The organism is Exiguobacterium alkaliphilum (assembly GCF_018138125.1).
In the GTDB taxonomy this organism is placed as follows: domain Bacteria; phylum Bacillota; class Bacilli; order Exiguobacteriales; family Exiguobacteriaceae; genus Exiguobacterium; species Exiguobacterium alkaliphilum.
This window is the reverse complement of sequence record NZ_CP073101.1, coordinates 2850348-2867856: the sequence shown is the minus strand read 5'-3', so window position 1 is coordinate 2867856 and position 17509 is coordinate 2850348. Positions and strand designations below refer to the sequence as shown.

Sequence of the window (17509 nt, the reverse complement as noted above, 5' to 3'; positions counted from 1 at the left end):
GTGTCCACGTAAAAGCAGACACACCATTTTTTCATGCGAACAAATCCATAACGTAATGTCGTTTCAACTGATCGTGCAAGTACTGGTTGCGATATGAACGCAAGCAAGTATAACAACTTGTATCCGCATCACACATACAATGTTGAATACTGTCTTTCACGTGCTCCATAATTTCAGGCAATCGTTCACTGACAGCACGGACGAAGCCGGCACCACCCGGAACGTCATCGTATAGAATCAAATCATACGTACCCGTGGCAGACACGTAATGAATGACGCCACCTAAGCTGTCTTCACTAATTTGAAGCACATAACTCGCTGAGCGAATCAATGCGTACAAGAGGGAATGGGCTTGGTTTGATTCGTATAGAAAGCTACCGTTATTGAAGTTGAAACTCATCCGCAAAATATCCGTCGTAAATTGATGCCCTAGTGAGATTGGGGCATTTCGAACGGTGAGTCGCTTTTTAGAGGAGCACTTATGTCCTAGTGGAGACGTGTGAGGGCGTTTATGGTCCACATGTGATCCGCATGATTCGCACACAAAATATTGCTGCCCTTTGTTGTCGTTGACGATGGATAGGTTCCCATAGTGAGAATATAGGTAATCTAGTTCGTAGCCATTGCCTTCGACGTGTAAAGGCTGGATTGATTCCTCAGTGTGATCTGCGAAAAAGACACGTGAGCCATACGCTTTGTCTGGCCGGCGTTCGGTGCTCAATTCTTTCGCTTTTCCATAGAAACCGAACTTCGGAATCGCATAGTATTTAACTCTTAAAGGGTCCTTGCATTTGTCGCAAGGGATTTCGGTTTCATCATTAACGCCATACTTTCCGACATACGTGTACTTGTTGCAGCTCTTACAGTAAGTGTAGTGGTGAAGCGGCAATTGTTTTCCATCAATCAATTTTAATCCAGTTGATTCAATCAACATGCCGTTCGCGACTAACTTACTGCCAGGCGCATATTCCGATACGGCTAATTTCAAATCCCGTTGAAGTCTCAAGTTAGAGCGATTTGATTTATCCATGAGCTTCATTTCGACCGTATCGACTGGGAAGCCGTACTTCGGTAAGAATCCTTTACTTGATAGATAGCCGATTAGAGAATCGTCTTTAAGCGTTTTAATCATTTTGGCATACGTATCGCCTAACCCTAAGTCTTTCGTTTTCTCAGCATGGATGTCCATTAAACTCTTTAAGTCAGTTTCATATTGGAGTGCCGCAGTATAAAATGCTTCATCTTCATCTTTTACAATTTCAATCCAACGCCAATCTTCCAACCCAAAAATGGAATAGAGCGAACTCGGGACGATGGAGAAGAGCTGTTGCTTTAAGTGAGCTGGATGTGAGTCTAACCATTGAATGAACTGTTCAGGTCCTTTCTCAGAAGACTCGTTGAAACGATAAAACGTCTGGCAGTTGCCATAAAATTCACGACGCTCTTTAAAGAACAGAGCCAAAGCAGTAGCGTGAATATGACGGCGAATGATTTTTTCATTTTCTAATGAAAAGATCGGTGCTTTGACGTTACCCGCAATCATGTCCTTTGGGTTTTCAAAGTAAGTAAGGTCATGTGATTTTTTCTGGGCGAACGTTAACGCAAAAGCAGCGGCGGAAGAACTTCGTCCGGCCCGCCCGGCCCGTTGAATATAGTTACTTGTTTTCGGCGGAACGTTTCGCATAAACACGGACTCTAAACTTCCGACGTCGATGCCCATCTCAAACGTCGTTGAACAGGATAGTACATTGATTTCACGACGAATAAACTCATTTTGATATTGTTGACCAAGTTTATTGGAGAGTTGGGCCGTATGTTCTTTTACTACCATATCGATTGGAAGTAAGTCACGATACATCTCTCGATAATGTTGTCCCCGTTCTAGCTCTTCCACGCGCACTTCGTTTAACTGACCATCACAGTTACGTGTCTTACAAATCCCAGCATCATGTGTATGGACCGTCTTACAAAGCGAGCATTCATACACGGTTTGAGGTCGATATGCTTTGAAATGTGAAGCTTGTAGCGACCAAAGCTCTGACCGATTGTGTTCAGGCGGTAAGTGATCAAACAGATCATTAAGCGGAGATGACGGGTCTGTGAGCAGCTTTGTGAAAAAAACATTCAGTTTGCGCTTTACGTCCTCGGTAGTATATGGAACTCCATATTTTGAGTAGTAGCGTTCAAACAGTTGTAGAAAGACGTTTGTTCGTTCGGGGACAAAGTTTTTTACATAGTTCGTAGGACGTCCGCCTGTCGCTACAATCCCATATTCATATTGTTTAGGCGCAAGAATTATATGCTTACGATTCAAATCTTTAGAAATGCTCACGATGGCCTGCAAGCGCAAATAATAGAAGACTATCATTAAAAAGGCCCAGGCGTGTTCGTGTTTGATTGCAAATTTTTGATTGATTAACTGTTCTAGTCTGGCTTTCTTGTCAGGTGGAAGAGATAATTCAAATCCAATCATGCCAAGATTTTCGAGCGAAAAGTCATCGTCACTTAAGATGAATTCTCGGAATAAACGTAACTTCACTTCTTGCTCAACGTCTAGTTCTTCAAACCGATGAATTGCACGAGATCCCGGGAGATTAATGACGATATTTTTCCACTCTTCAATCGAAATCAGCCCTTCGCGATTTTCGATGGCACGCCAAAAATAAGAGCGCCACAAGTAATTTCGGTACGTGCGATCTAAAAACGGTGCAAAGAAAGCGGCATCTTGTCTGGAATCCGAAAAGACGATTAAGTTCTGTTTTTCGTACATGAGTTGTTCTTCTGTATTCTCTGCTTCTTCGTCATCAAACCAGCTATCTTGTATCTGTTTCTGATTTTCTTGACGTTTCGGATTGCCAATGACCAATTCTTGATACAGTTGAGCAGCCAGAGCGGAAGTTACACCATCTGCTCCGGTGTAAAATGGTCGAATCGCATCGGTTCGAAGAGAGGTAAGACCGCAAGATAAACAGATTAGTTTTTCTTCTTGTAGATTGATAGTTTGAACCTTTTGTAAGGACACATGGCAGTCACAAGGTTCATGTTGCTCTCCCGGGAATTTAGTAGCTCCACAACTAGGGCACCACTCTTTAATAGAAACCTTCGTCTCTTCTTCGTCCTCTAAATCAGAAGTAATCAATTTTTCGTCTGTAGACAGGCGGAACAACACATTCGGGGCATCGCCATTACTGCTCTTTGAATGAATGTGACCGGCGTGAGGCGAGTGACCGTAACCATGTATTTCTCCGCACCGTCGACAAACGCCAATTTCATAAATCGGATGACCATCTTCAGACTGTTGTTTTGGGAACAGATGCAACTTTCTTGTTGGATAGAACTCTAAATATGCCCCCTCTAACGCGCGGAAGAACGTATGATACTTAGCTGGTAGTAACTTCGGACGAGTATCATCTTTTACTAACGTAGCCACGTCAATCAATTGAATCAAATACTCAAGCGCCTGCTCGTGAGATTCGTCTGGGAAGATGTCATTTGCCAAATCAGATAGTAAGTGCACATCGCTCAAATTTCTGCGTAAACGATGCAAACGCCGATCGTGTGCCAATAACTCGTAAATTAGAGATTTAGGAAAACCTTCATATGATTTAAGGTAGTTGTATTCGGTAATGTGAGGAGACTCGTCCTGTTCATAACAACGTTTCAAATAGGTATAAACGGACGGATCAGGTAGTTCAACTGCTGTGTATAATTCATCATAATCAATGCGTTCGGATGTAATCAACTGCCCCGATTCTAAACTGAAAGGCTGACCAAACAACTTTTCAGCAAACGACATCACATCTCGTTTGGCTTGTTCAGAAGAGCCGAGTGTAGCTGAGGTGGCGATGAATTGAAGGGGTGACTGCTGCTCTACTTCGGTCCGGAGACGTCGAAGCAACATAGCGACTTCAGCTCCAGTCGCGCCATCATACGTATGAGCTTCATCGAGTACGACAAAGCGCCAATGGTCTCGATAGTGCCCAGAAAACAAAGCATTATCTTCAGGACGCATCATTAAATACTCAAGCATGGCATAGTTCGTTAACAGGATATGGGGCGGATTGCGACGGATTTCTTCTCGAGACAAGCGCTCGTTCGGCAACGGGTTTTTGCCATGTTGACTATAGAATGATTTCCGAGCATCTTGCGTTTTCTCAATCGTTTCCCCAGTAAATCGACCAAACGTGATATCTGGGGTATCCTTTAACAATTCACGTAGGCGGTCGAGCTGATCGTTGGCAAGGGCGTTCATTGGATAGAGTAACAATGCTCTCACACCATCGTTTAACTGTCCGTTATCATGTTGTGTTAGAAGGTGGTTGAAAATCGGAAGAATAAAACTTTCTGTTTTACCCGAACCCGTTCCGGTCGCGACGACAAAAGAATGACCGTTTTTTGCGGTTCGAATCGCTCGTTCCTGATGGAGATATAGACGAAAGTTGTCCTCACCCGGAAGAAAGCGGGTAATGTCGGGATGGACGGTCCCGTCATCTACTAAATCAGTGATTTGTCGACCTGGCTTGTAAGGGAGTGTTGCTTCAAGATAAGGTCCTTTTAAAAACTGTTTGTCGTGTCTTAAACCGTCAATAAATTGCTGATTGAGGTCGCCATCGTTGATCTTAAAATAAGAAGTCAGGTAGTCCATGTATCTGTCTTGCAGACGAGCGGTTGCTTGAATCGGGTGAATACTCATAGCTGCTTGTCCTCCCATGCTGTGACGAAATGATAACTGTTATGACATACATCTTTAATCGACAATGCGGGAATTTGATTGAGCCGTTTATAGATTTTCAACTTTCCTTTAACACTTAAATTTGGCTTTGTGCCTAGTGCCAGGAGTTTCGTCTGTGCAGAAACATATAAGAAAGTGGGATATTGATTTAATTCAATTTTTGGTGGGAACGTTCGTTTTGACAACAACTCTTGGACACGAAGTGGAATTTCTTTTTGTCGTTCAGCCAGTTTAGACTCAATCCAACTTAACTGAGTTTGGGCATCTTGTTTGTAGCCCATTAATTGAGTTGGATTTTGGTAAAATTCGTCTGCTAGATATCGATTACAACTGTCAAGAACGTCATATTCTAGAGGGTGTGCGTCTTGTGGCCGAACTAGTCTAAATTGCTGTCGCAACTGTTGACGATTCGCAGGATTTAAAGCTGAAAATGTTTGAAGGTGACCAAATTCGGAATGGATGAGAGGGTGAATTCCGGCCTTTTCGTAAAAACGTTTTTGGTGTTCATATTTCCATAAATACACACCGAATAGCGTAACCCAGCGTTCCCAAGAGACTCTCTCTGCGTCAAACCGAGTGAGTAAGATTTCAATCAAATCAGGAGAGAGAAGTACCTTTTCAATGAGTAATGGATTAGCAACTGATTCGAGCGCTCGTAAATAAGCAGCCCCATATTGGTTTAACTTATCGATGAACGTTCCCCAAGTCGTCTCATCTAGTGAATCGATAAACAGATAAACTTCGATATGATCTAGTTTTTGAATTAGCTTCGGAAATAGGATTTCTGTGTCATCATCGAACCAACTTGACTCCTCTTGTTTCATGCCATTTAAAATGACTCGAGAATCAGGAAATGGATGAAGCAATTTATAGGTTTTGCCTCGTTCGAATGTAAAGATATGAGGTTCGTTTTCTAAGGAGTAGGGGTGAAAGATTTTAAAACTAATCTCATACGGTAGCGGATGTGATAAATGAACCGTATACGATTCGTCCATAGATAGGAGCGAATGGAGCTCATCGGTAAAATGGCCAATCAATTCTGTCTGGCCATTTATACTTAACGTAATTTGTCCAGATTGAAAACGATTGATGACATGCTGACAAATTGAAAGAGAGACCAAATTTGATATTCGATTTCGTTTTAATGGGATAGGAACATGTTCCTCCTGCATTTGATTTCTAACAATCAAATGCGCATGGATTGATTCAGCGGATTGAAAGCGAGTCGTCACCCGAATCAGAATTGACTGTATCTCCTCTTGTGTAAACGTTTGGTGTCGGCCTTCGGAAGAGATGATTTCATATTCGTAAAACGTCTTGCTAAAAGATGTAGTGTACAATGGGTGACCTGCAATCGTTAACGTTAACGAAACGGAGTCATTCACCTCATGGAGTGGAATCGTTACTTTCTGTTGATGAGGTGCATATGATTTTTGATCAACGCGTACGCGTTGCAAATGTTTTGATTCGAATTGGATTGAACTTTGACTCATCTTGTAAGAGAAGTCTTGTGGTAATAGAGTGAAATGAAATTTGTAGGTGTCATTTCGTTCAGTGTTTCGAAGTTTCAGCGTAACGTCTTCGAGTAAATTTCGATGGAGCTTAAGAGCTCGTATATCGAGCAATACATCATCTTCATCTTGACGAAATGCACCATTGAAATCTTCTAACCCAAACACATTGTCTTTTACTTCTACTTTCCAATGAAGCAAGTCATGAATATCTAGGTCGTGAAATCTTAGAGAAGGAAAATCGGTGTAATGGCTTCGGTCGGAATAAAAGAGCGGTCGGGTGTCAATTGTTACTTCAGCGCGTGGTGATGTGACGAGTTGTCGATAAATCGTTTGATCCGGAGTATGGAAATAAAGTTCAACGTCTTCATTCAGTTGTAATTTTTTGTACTCATATTCATGCCACTTCGGATTTGAGATAGGATGATAGGAGTCGTTTGTAGAGTAACTGCTTGGTTTAACGATAATTATTTCTGTCCCTGGAGTCACATATTTTCCTCGAAGCAGCTCCCATTGTTCACTCTGCTCTTTCTGTTTAAAGACCATAGGATAAGTAGAGGGTAATTCATAAACCTCATCTTCTCCGTCAATCGTGATGCAAGCCGTAGTAATATGAGGAGAAAAATCTACGATTGAATCATGCGGATGGAATCGAATGGCGTGTGGCAACATTTCGCGGCTACACTGGACCGTAGTGTCACCAATTCGCCAATAAGCTGACTTGGCATCTTCTCGATAAATCTTAGGAAGCTTAATGCGAGGACGGGATGCGAGCTCGTCCCAAAAGATGAATTGCCGACGGGAGCGCCGCTGTTGGTCTTTCTTCACGATGGCTTGTATGATTTGCAGATTGTTACGCATAAAAGGTGGGAACGATTGAATTTTTCGTTGTTCCATAAAGAACTCTTTAAGACGCAATAAGGGTTCTGGATTGTTGATACTCTGTTCAATGTATAGTTTTACGGGCTTATTTAGCTGTTCGTTCCAGGGCCATTCATTCTGTGTGACTTGTTTGATTGCACTTGGAAGCTGTCTTCGATCTTCAATCACATGGCTTATAAAATGGTTATAGATATTCTCAAGCGCATACACAGAAGTGATACCTGAATGAATCAAAGCGGTTAAATAATATTTTAAGTTACCGTCTACTGCAGTAAATATATGTCGATGTATTAACGCTTGATGCATTGTGGTTTTCCAATAGCCGACAAAGTTGATACTGACTGAGTAATAGTCGCTAAACAGTGTCCAAAATCCTCGGTCTTCTTGATGCAGCGCAACCATGGACGTACCGATCAAGCAGGTGAGTGGATAGAGCCGCCAAAGACGCTCTGTAACAAGAGCGGCAGAGGAATGGTGCTGATGAGTCATTTGATGTTTTAACCAATCTTGAACCGCTGTAATCTCTTCGTTTTTGAGCGGAAGTTCATGGACAAAATGCAAATCATGTTCTTTCCAATAAATTGACCATTCTTTTTCTTTAAGAGATGCATTGAACTCGGACATTATCTCATTCTCCTTTCCCCAAAAATCAAACGGTTGTTTTTAATTTTAACTTCTATATTTGTATGAATATTCCCTTTATTGTAAATAAAAAAGCCCGTTTCTTATTTAAAAGAACTGGGCTCACTAAAATCAATTTAAGGCATTTTTCAGATAGTAAGAGTCACTATCACTTTGTCTTTTTTCAGGGAATTCATCGTAGTATAATTCTGCGACTGAGTAGCGGGAATGGCCTGAGAGGTATGTGAACGTTCGTTTATTTTCATCCCAATCGACGAGTGAGTATCCTTCTTTTTCAAGGAGCTTAACTCGAAAGATTTCGATTCGATAGTTTCCGCGGGCTACTGCATTGATATAGTCTGCTAATTCACTTTTCGTTCGTAAATTTGTGTTAATCATTACATCGTAATAGGAAAGCATAGACTCATCATATCCATTAGCCCAGCTATATTCTCCTGAACTGAAATCAACTGACACGATATCTTTTAAGGAGACTCCTAGATTTTGAGCAAATGTACGCAAAGACTCCTCATCCGTGATCGTCACGTCACTCTGCTCATCCATAGTCACAGTCGTATCGGAAGAGGAATTCTGTACATTGGATTGTTCTTCATTAGCCGTGATTTCAGTATTAGGTTCGAGCACTAAAGATACCGATTTAGTTAAGTTGAAAACGACGATTGCGCTGATACCGACAACAAGCAATAACACGATTAGCATTTGTACATGCTGTTTTTTCATAAGTATTCTTCTCCGTATGTATGACATGAAGACCTCGAAATTATGTAAAACGATGACCGCTCTCTCGAACGGTCATCTACTAAGCACGAACTTATTTACTGTTTAATCGTATCGGCTCAATCCCCATCTCATCAAGCAACGTCCATAACGGCTCCATCGCTTGCTCCGCATCGCGGTAGAAATGGCGACCACGAACGCGCCAGAATGTCCAACCGGCGCGTTCTAGTACTTTTTGACGGAACATATCTTGCTCGTATACGTCAGGACCATGCCAACGCTCACCATCACATTCGACAGCAAGGCGGTTCGATTCGCCTTCGACGACGAGGTCGATGCGATAGCCATTCACTTGAACTTGCGGACGAACGAGATAGCCGCGGTTCGTCAAACGCTTATATACTTCTTCTTCAAAGGGAGAGTCGAACAAGTGCTGGACCGCTTCGAACGATTCTTGATCACCGAGCGGATTCTGGCAGTAGTTGACGAGTTTATAGCGCATGCAGTTTTGGTTGCCGATGTCTTGCAACGTCACAGAATGGAACAAAATCATCTGATCCCGAGCCCGACTCGCCGCGACGTTGAAGCGCTGACTGTCGGTCTCTTTCGTGAGTGCGGCAAAACGGCGGTTCGGTGCGACGACGAGTGACAGCAACATGACGTCACGCTCATCACCTTGGAACGTATAGGCGTCACCGAAGCGGACGTTGTGCTCAATCAGCTTGTCGATGCCGATCAAGTCGGTCGCCATCCGCTCGATTTGATCGGTCTGGGCTTTCCCGAGGAGCGAGATGACCCCGAACGTCCGCTTCGCGTAGCGTGGGTCGTCAATCAACTGCTTCAAGTGAGCGACGAGCGCTTTCGCTTCCGGGACGTTGAACTTGTCTTTCGTCGTCTCGGCGACGTTCCCATCCTCGACAAAGACGCTCTGCACCGCCGGCGTCAACCGTTCGGCACGTTGCGGGAGTCGGAGTGGGACGATCCGACCTTCGTACACATGGGCGTTGCTGAAGCCGATGATCTCCGGTACACAACGGAAGTGTTCACGGAGCCCGACCGTCGCACTGAACTTGACCGAGGCGAGGTCGTATAGACTCGATGAGCCATCGAATAACGTCATCGTCGTGTCGTTTCCGAAGTATGTCTTTTTCTTCTCTTGAATCGCATTTTGGTCTTGGAAAGTCGTTGGACTGATTTGGCGGTCATCCCCGACGATGATGGCTTTTCGAGCACGCGACAAGAGCGAGATGGCATCCATCGTGCTTTGTGAGCTCTCGTCGAAGATGATGACGTCGAACAGCTCGTCGATTTCTTTGAACGATTCGAGCACGCGGTTCACCGGCATGATCCAAACTGGGATTGCGTCTTGGGCCGCAGCCATTTGACGGGCGGCTTCCCGTTTATGACGAGCCGCATGTTTCCCGGTGCCTTTCCCGATTTGGCGAATCAACTTCGCCCAACTGTTCAAGCGTTCTTGTTTCGATGGTGTCATCCGCGTCAGCTGCTCTTTCCACGCATATGTCGCACACAAGTCCGCTGTCGCTTTTCCTTCCTCTTTCTCCAATCGTTTCATCTTCTCCCGATAATCGTCGTCGCTCAGTGCTTCGAGCAGCGTCAAGACACGGGCTACTTTCCAATCGAGTTCGAACGTCTGAAGTTGAAGCGTCGGAGCAGTCCCGTCGTAAAACGCGTTCAACCAACCTGGCGCGACTTGTTTGAAGCGCTCTGTTAGTTCTTTTAGGCGTGTCGCTTTTGTGTTTTGTTGTTCGAGTAATGCCAACTCTTCAATGGACTGTGTGTAACGTCCGGCATCCCAAGATTGCACCGCTTGTTTGAGACGTAACGCCGCTGGATGGATGTGCGTATCATGGACGAGTGAGAGATAAGACGTCTGGATGGTCTGTAGCTCCTTCATCTCGTCGAGCGCCAGCGAGGCATCTAGCTCTTGTTTCGCTTGCGTCAACCAAGCTTTCTCATAGCGGAACCGTTCGTCGTACAGACGGAAAGTCGGAGCCAATGACTCGTTGTACGTCACAAAGACAGCTTTCCATTCACGGAGCGCATGAAGCGCCGTCCGATAAGACGAAAATTCAGGCGTCTCTAACTCGAGCTCAAAGTGTTCACACGCGTATTTGAAACGACGTGATAATGTCGTCAACGATGACTTCAATTCATCGAATTGTTTCAACAGTTGAAGGTCGGCACTCGATTGCGGAGCCTTCCCGTCAATTTTGGTTTCATCGAGTAAGACGGCATATTTTTTACGTTTTGTCAGTTTGAAGAAAAATCCGTCGGTCTTTCCTTCGTCTAAAACTGGACCGAGTTCGTCAGCGAGCGTCCAGACATCATTCGGTAAAGTAGACGGCAATTCGATGTCGTGGACGGCGAGTTTACGCTCCAACGACTCGAGTGCTTTGACGTCGCGTTCAAACGTCTGACAGTCTTCTTCACATTGCACTTCATCGCTTCGATGGGTGGACCAGTAGCTGTACCGTTCACGTAGCCACTCGGGTTGACGATCAAATGACTCGAGCAACGTCTGAATATGGTCTCGTGTCTGTTGACGAAGTGACGTCGATTTTTCCTGTAACCATGACGCAGCGGCCTGCGTCTGTTCGAGAGCGGCGAGTTTTTCGTAACGACCGCTTTCGGCTAAGAACGTTTCAAGGGACGGAAGCGTTGTCGTCGCTGGATAGGTCGTCACATTCGGTCCTTGGTTGAGCGTTTCCCGCTCTGCCATGAGTTGATAGAAGTCCGCCAATTCATCAGCCGTCAGCGGACAAGTGTCTGTCAATACGGGGAGCGGAAGCTGCATCGTGACTTTTTGTTCGCTCGTCCATTTCGCCCAATCGGTCGGTGAACGCGTCTCATCGAGGTATGGAATCACTGTATGCTCGCTAGCGGCCTGCTCAATCATTTTCCGACGCAGACGGGCAATCTCTTCACGTGTCTCATACAACTTTTGTTGCTTTTGTGTTCCTGTCTTCTCTAATTCCGAAGCGGTCGTGCGATTCAAGTACGAGGCAATCTCTTGGAGTGAACTTTCCGTCTGCTTTGTCGTCTTTGAATCTGATCCAAGGACGGATACCGCGAGCTGGCGAATTTGGGCCGGAAGTTTATCACGCAAGACGTTCAACGCATGTTCCTTTTCACTGGTGACGAGGACGCGCTTTCCGTGTGCAAGCAAGTGCGAAATCAAGTTTGAAATCGTGTGACTCTTCCCGGTGCCAGGGGGTCCTTGTACGACGACACCGGCATGGTTACTCAATTGACTTAAAATGCGTTTTTGTTCTTCATTATATGGAAGCGGGAAAAGAATCTCTTCACCGACCGGCTTCCACGTGTCACGATCAAGCGCGTCAAGCGCGTGGATTTCTTCGTCGTTCGACGTCAAAAACTGTTGCAAGGCAGGTGAAGGTGATAGACCGTTTTCGATCAACGTGGCCAAGTTCTCATGTTCTTCGACCCACGCATGGGCAGACTTCTTGCGAACGTATAAGCGCATGCCGGGCATTGCATAGACGGTTGCGATTTCGCCATAGGCGTGGTCGTCATTCAACAGCTTCAATACACGCTCGGACTGCTCTTGTAATTCAGTTTCGACCCACGGTTTGAAGTCGAAAGTGAGCTCTTCTTTAAAATCGACTTCGTATCGGGATAGTTCAGATGACATCCAAACATGGTCACGGTCGAGCATATCAAGTTCGAGTTTCGTCGGTATGGCTGACGCTTCGATGCGGAACAGACTCTTCTCTTGATCGAACTCGAGTACGGCTGCTCGTGTGAACAACGGCCGTTCAATTTTGTCATTCGGCCAGTGCAACATCCCGAATGAATAGACAAGTTCATATGTATCGCTCTCGGTCGAGAGAAGTTGCATCGTCCGATACATCGTGTCGTATAATTTTCGAGCAGACTCGTGTGCTTTTTTCTCTTGTTCCCACGTTTCAATCGAGGTTAAAAAGTCATTGAACGTCGCGTCGAGTTTTTCAGGAAACAATTCTGTCCGTTTATACGTTTCGCCTTCTTGGAGAACGTAGGCGTACAACTCTCGTGGAAGACTTGGGCGCTTCTCTGCGAATGGTGCGAGAAAATGAACTTCGATGGAGAGCTCCTCTTCTTGGGTGACGCGAACGTTCGGATACGTTGACGCCTCGGGAGATAAAAGAAGTTCATAGCTTTTTGTATTAGTTTCAGTACGAATATCCATCCGTTTGACAGCCGCTAAAAACTTAAATAAATCAGCTGTCTTTTGTTGGGTTGTTGCGTTCATGGTTAAATCCTTCTTTCTTTCGTAAACGATGATGTGACAGTCGTCTCATTCCAAACATAGGGAATGTTTCCCGTCTATTTAGGAATCAATTAACATTATAGCGTCCACTACCGGAGAAAGGGAGATAAAAATATTACTAGCATAAGTTAAATCTAAGTTGAGTTATAAAATTTACCTATTACTTAAAATGTAGGACAGTGTACAAGAACATAATTTGGTAAAATGAGGATATAAAATGATGTAGGGGTGCAAGGTATGAAAGAAGTTTTAGAAAGTGAACAGCAACGACTTGATCATTTCTGTACGGTCATTGAATCTCGTCTAAAATGAAGGCGTTACATGAAGTCGTTGCTCGTACGAAAGAGGAATATTCATTGTTAATAGATTCATAAAGGAGAATACAATGGGAGACCTTAAACTATTTCAAATAAGTGAACAGGGTACGGAAGAATTATACGGTCAATCAATGACGATTGAAAAATCGCTACAACAATTGTTCGAGAAAAATTTAGAGCAGTTGCTCGGTATTCGTTTTGTTGCTTCGGAGTACAGCACGGGTCGTACACACGGGGGGCGGATTGATACGCTTGGGTTAGATGAAAATAACTCGCCTGTCATTATTGAATACAAGCGATCGACAAACGAAAATGTGATTAACCAAGGATTGTTTTATTTGGATTGGTTACTCGACCACCAAGCAGAGTTCGAACTATCCATTTTGAAGCATTATGGAAAAGAGGTGTCCGATACGATTGATTGGAGTAATCCGCGTCTCGTCTGTATCGCAGGTGGCTTCACGAAGTATGATGAGCACGCTGTTAAACAAATCAATCGTAATATTGAATTGTACCAATACAAATATTACGAGAATGATCTGTTGCTACTAGATCTCGTCAATGCGACAACAGCGAAGCCTGTCACGACTTCATCGGAGTTCTCCGTAACAAGTAAGACGGTCAGTGACTACTTGAAACAAGCGACGGTAGAATCGAAGGACTTATTTGATGGTCTCGTCTCGTATCTCATGGCACTCGGTGATGATGTGCAGGAAAATGTGACGAAGCACTATATTGCATATAAGCGTATTAAAAACTTCGCCTGTGTCGAATTTCATCCGAGCACGCAAAAGATTTTGATGTATGTGAAAGTAGACCCGGATACGGTAACACTTGAACGTGGCTTTACGCGCGATATGCGAGGAATCGGACACTACGGAACCGGAGATTTAGAAATTGTCTTATATTCTAATGCAGACTTTGAAAAAGCGAAGCCTTACATCGAGAAAAGCTATGAAGCGAATTAATTATGTGAACTCCATCGGATGGATGGGGTTCTTTTTGACCTAGTAGGAGCCTGCTCATTTATACATCGTCCGTTCAATCATCTCAGTGAATTTCGAAGCAAACCCAAACGATTCCCACAATGGATAAAGAAACGGCGGGTCAGTTATGCTAGACGTAGTAACGAAAAAAAGGAGCATACCTATGGCAATTTACTATACATATCAACATGCGGGTGCATGGGAAACGGCGAACGAACGCGGTTACTTGTTTGGTGATCCGGCCTACGGCATTTTTCAAGACGAGGACTACGCTTATCATCGGCCAGCCTATGACTGGCTTGCAGAACAATATGAGCAGCGGACGGAGGTATCGCTTCAAGGGAACTATCCGGTTTGGTTGAGCCAAACACGGCCAGACGTCGCGCGAGGCGGTTACTTGGAACCTGGAGAACCGGGTGTCGTATTAACGGTCGAGCTGTCGGACGCACATGTGCTCGAAGTCGAGGCCGTTTACTGGACGTTCGCCTTGAATCGGTATTTCCTCTCGTTTGAAGACCGGGAAGCCGAAAGCGAAGAAGAGTTAAAAAAATCGTGGGAGAAGATGTTCGACCGCGACTGGTGCGAAGCGATTGTCGAAGAGTACCCGGAGACGAACACAAAATATCACTATCTCGTCGACCGGGTTGATCTCGGGCAAGTACTTGAAGTGACGACGTTTGTCGAGGAAGGATCAGCACTATGAACATCGCCATCATCGGAGCTGGCGTGAGCGGGTTATATGCCGCGTCGCTCCTCGCTGAAAAAGGCTATGACGTCACCGTGTTCGAGGCGCGTGACCGTATCGGGGGACGTGTGTTGAGCCATGACGGGTTCGACCTCGGCCCAACCTGGTATTGGCCAGAGACGGAGACGACGATCACGCAACTGATCGAACGACTCGGTCTCCCGACGTTCTCTCAACACACGACCGGGGATTTGATGCTCGAGCGCCAGTTCGGTTTCATCGAACGCCATACGCTCCCGCCAGGTCATATTGTTCCATCGATGCGACTCGTCGGGGGCATGGCTAGTTTGACGACGGCGCTGGCAGCAACTTTGCCCGCCGGCACGATTCAACTCGAGTCGACCGTCACCTCGATTCAACAGACTGAAGACGCGGTCTCCATCGAACTCGAAACAGGATCGCCCCAAACGTTCACTCACGTTATCCTAGCCATCCCACCCCGGCTCGTCTCCCGCATCTCGTTTTACCCGGAACTGTCTGAAACGACGAAGGCGAAGCTGGCAAACACGCCGACCTGGATGGCCGGGCAGGCGAAAGTACTCGCCGTGTACGACCGCCCGTTTTGGCGAGAGAAGGGGCTATCCGGTCAAGGCATGAGCTGGGCCGGGGTGTTGCAGGAGATTCATGACGCCTCACAACCGGGCAGATTGGCCGCGTTATTCGGCTTCTTCCGGTTGTCTGCTGCCCCGAACGCTCGGTACTCGACCGGGACGAGCTGAATCGTCGCGTCATCGATCAACTTGTCCGCCTGTTCGGGGAAGAGGCGAGACAGCCGCGAGACGTCTTATACGTCGATTGGTCGAGTGACCGGCATACGGCCACAGTTCAAGACGGGGAGCCATTGACCGATTTCCCTGTCTATCAGCCAATCGCGTTCGACCCAGCCTGGGAAGGAAGGCTCTCACTCGCCGGGACGGAGACGGACTCCTTGTTCGGCGGTCATATCGAAGGCGCGCTCCGTTCAGCGGAACGTGTCGTCGAGCAACTCTAACCAAAAATGCGTATCCTCCCGAGTCAGGGACGATACGCATTTTTCATTTGAACTTCTTGATCATCAGCGCGAGTGAGCGATTGATCATCGTCATCTCGTCGTCTTCGAGCACGGAGAACATCTCTTCGGCGAGCCGTTCTTCAATCGCATCGATTTGTTTCGAATATTCCATACCGATCGGACCGAGGCGGATGAAGCTTTCTCGCAAGTTGTCTGGATTCTTCTCTTTTTGGACGAAGCCGCGTTGCTCGAGCACTTTCAGCACTTGGCTGACCGCACTTTTCGAGATGCTCATCTTCGTGGAAATCTCCGTCGTCGTCCACGTGTCTTGTCGTCTGAACAAGAGTAGCATCTGTTCTTGCTGGTAACTGAGTTCGAATTCGTTCAACTCGGTAAAGTATTTGGTGAACAACAAGTCGAGCTCGTCGATTTGACGGTACATCTCGATGACTTGCTGTTTGCGTGTGTCGTTCAATGATTGTTCTCCTTTCATCGCGTGTCACGGAACGTCTGGCTCCGTGCGAATAAGAGGGCACTAAGCGCCAACCCGATTATACCAAACGTGATGAGTAACGTTTGAATCGGCACGGCGAGCGCGACGAGTATGGACAAGACGGCGAATGCGATCGGTTCGAGACCGGACGCGGCGAGCGCCATGATGCTCATGACACGACCAATCTTGTCCTGGTCGCTATGTTCCTGCATGAGTGTGACTGCCGGCAAGTAGACGAGCATCAACATAAATCCGCTCGCGGCCGCAGCCAAGGCGAGAAGCGTGATAGACTGCGCTTGTGTATAGAGGAAGAAGGCCCCGATCGTCAAAAATAGGACGCGGAAGACGAAGCGTCCACGATGGACCGAGCGGAACAACAGGACGAGAAAACTAGCCACGAACGTCCCGACGGCAAGTCCACCTTCAATCAGACTCAAATCAAACGCGTTGCCGCCTCGTTCACCGACGAGAATCGGGATGCTCATGATGAGCGGTCCCATGACGAACAAATTGACGATGGCGATCGACAGCGTCCCGCTTCGTAAAATCGGTGTGCTCGAGACGTAACGGATGCCTTCTTTCAAGTCGAAGATGACATCGCCGAGCGACATCGCACGGGCGAGGGGAATCGAGTCACGAATCAAGCGCGGCATAATCAAGATAGCTGCGATGAAAATCAAGACGGCCGCCGTCCCGAAGCTGAGCCCGAAGCCGCCCCATGTCAGTAACGCTCCGGCGAGGAACGGGCCGAACACGAACATGAGCTCGAGCGTCCCTTGGAAGAGCGAGTTGGCACGCTGCAGCTCTTCTTGTTTGACGAGCGACGGGATCAGGGAAGACAACGCCGGATAGGACATGCCGTCGAGGAGTCCGAACACGATGGAAATCATGATCAAGGCGGACACCGAATACGCGTCCGCAAGATGTAGTGCCACGACTGCGACCATGAGAAGACCTTGCCCGAGGTTCGTCAAAAACAAGAGGCGACTTTTTTGGAATCGGTCGGCGAACACGCCGCCGAATACCATCATCACGACACGCGGCAACGAGACGGCGGTCATGATAATCCCGAGGAGGGCCGGTTGCTTCAGCACATCGATCGTGAGCCACGATACGCTCAAGAAGAAAATCGAGAAGCCGAGCGTGAGCGTCATCCCGGATAACCAGGTGAATATGAAGCGTGGATTTTGTAGCAAATTCAT

Annotated in this window: 10 protein-coding genes; 4 read left to right on the top strand and 6 right to left on the bottom strand. The window is 46.3% G+C overall.

Annotated features, from left to right (window positions below; genetic code table 11):
- Window positions 1-31: 31 nt before the first annotated feature.
- The 4 genes from KB235_RS14775 to KB235_RS14760 form a co-directional block, all read right to left on the bottom strand.
- Entirely contained in the window at window positions 32-4693 is a 4662-nt protein-coding gene (locus tag KB235_RS14775) for a DEAD/DEAH box helicase (protein ID WP_211780025.1), read from the bottom strand.
- The gene (locus tag KB235_RS14770; protein ID WP_211780024.1) at window positions 4690-7749 is read right to left on the bottom strand and encodes a hypothetical protein; all 3060 of its coding nucleotides are present in this window, start codon (window positions 7747-7749) and stop codon (window positions 4690-4692) included. Before KB235_RS14770 ends, KB235_RS14775 begins: the two co-directional genes overlap by 4 nt.
- A gap of 129 nt (window positions 7750-7878) precedes the next feature.
- Window positions 7879-8487, bottom strand: a complete 609-nt coding sequence (locus tag KB235_RS14765) for a hypothetical protein (RefSeq protein ID WP_211780023.1) — start codon at window positions 8485-8487, stop codon at window positions 7879-7881.
- Window positions 8488-8578: 91 nt separating this feature from the next.
- Window positions 8579-12757, bottom strand: coding sequence for an AAA domain-containing protein (locus KB235_RS14760; protein WP_211780022.1), 4179 nt, complete (start codon window positions 12755-12757; stop codon window positions 8579-8581).
- 403 nt (window positions 12758-13160) lie between these two features.
- Here KB235_RS14760 and KB235_RS14755 point away from each other — a divergent pair, with 403 nt between their 5' ends.
- The 4 genes from KB235_RS14755 (at window position 13161) to KB235_RS15785 (ending at window position 15814) form a co-directional block, all read left to right on the top strand.
- Window positions 13161-14060, top strand: coding sequence for a DUF5655 domain-containing protein (locus KB235_RS14755; protein WP_211780021.1), 900 nt, complete (start codon window positions 13161-13163; stop codon window positions 14058-14060).
- Window positions 14061-14241: 181 nt separating this feature from the next.
- On the top strand, window positions 14242-14781 hold the full coding sequence (locus tag KB235_RS14750; protein WP_211780020.1) for a DUF3841 domain-containing protein: 540 nt from the start codon (window positions 14242-14244) through the stop codon (window positions 14779-14781).
- Window positions 14778-15542, top strand: a complete 765-nt coding sequence (locus KB235_RS14745; RefSeq protein ID WP_211780019.1) for a flavin monoamine oxidase family protein — start codon at window positions 14778-14780, stop codon at window positions 15540-15542. Before KB235_RS14750 ends, KB235_RS14745 begins: the two co-directional genes overlap by 4 nt.
- Window positions 15470-15814 (top strand): FAD-dependent oxidoreductase, encoded by a 345-nt coding sequence (locus KB235_RS15785; RefSeq protein ID WP_211780992.1) that lies wholly within the window; start codon window positions 15470-15472, stop codon window positions 15812-15814. Before KB235_RS14745 ends, KB235_RS15785 begins: the two co-directional genes overlap by 73 nt.
- 43 nt (window positions 15815-15857) lie before the next feature.
- Here the strand turns inward: KB235_RS15785 and KB235_RS14735 are convergent, their stop codons facing one another.
- Window positions 15858-16289 (bottom strand): MarR family winged helix-turn-helix transcriptional regulator, encoded by a 432-nt coding sequence (locus KB235_RS14735; protein WP_246514266.1) that lies wholly within the window; start codon window positions 16287-16289, stop codon window positions 15858-15860.
- Window positions 16290-16303: 14 nt separating this feature from the next.
- A complete protein-coding gene (locus tag KB235_RS14730; RefSeq protein ID WP_211780017.1) occupies window positions 16304-17509 on the bottom strand; it encodes an MFS transporter in 1206 nt (401 codons plus the stop codon).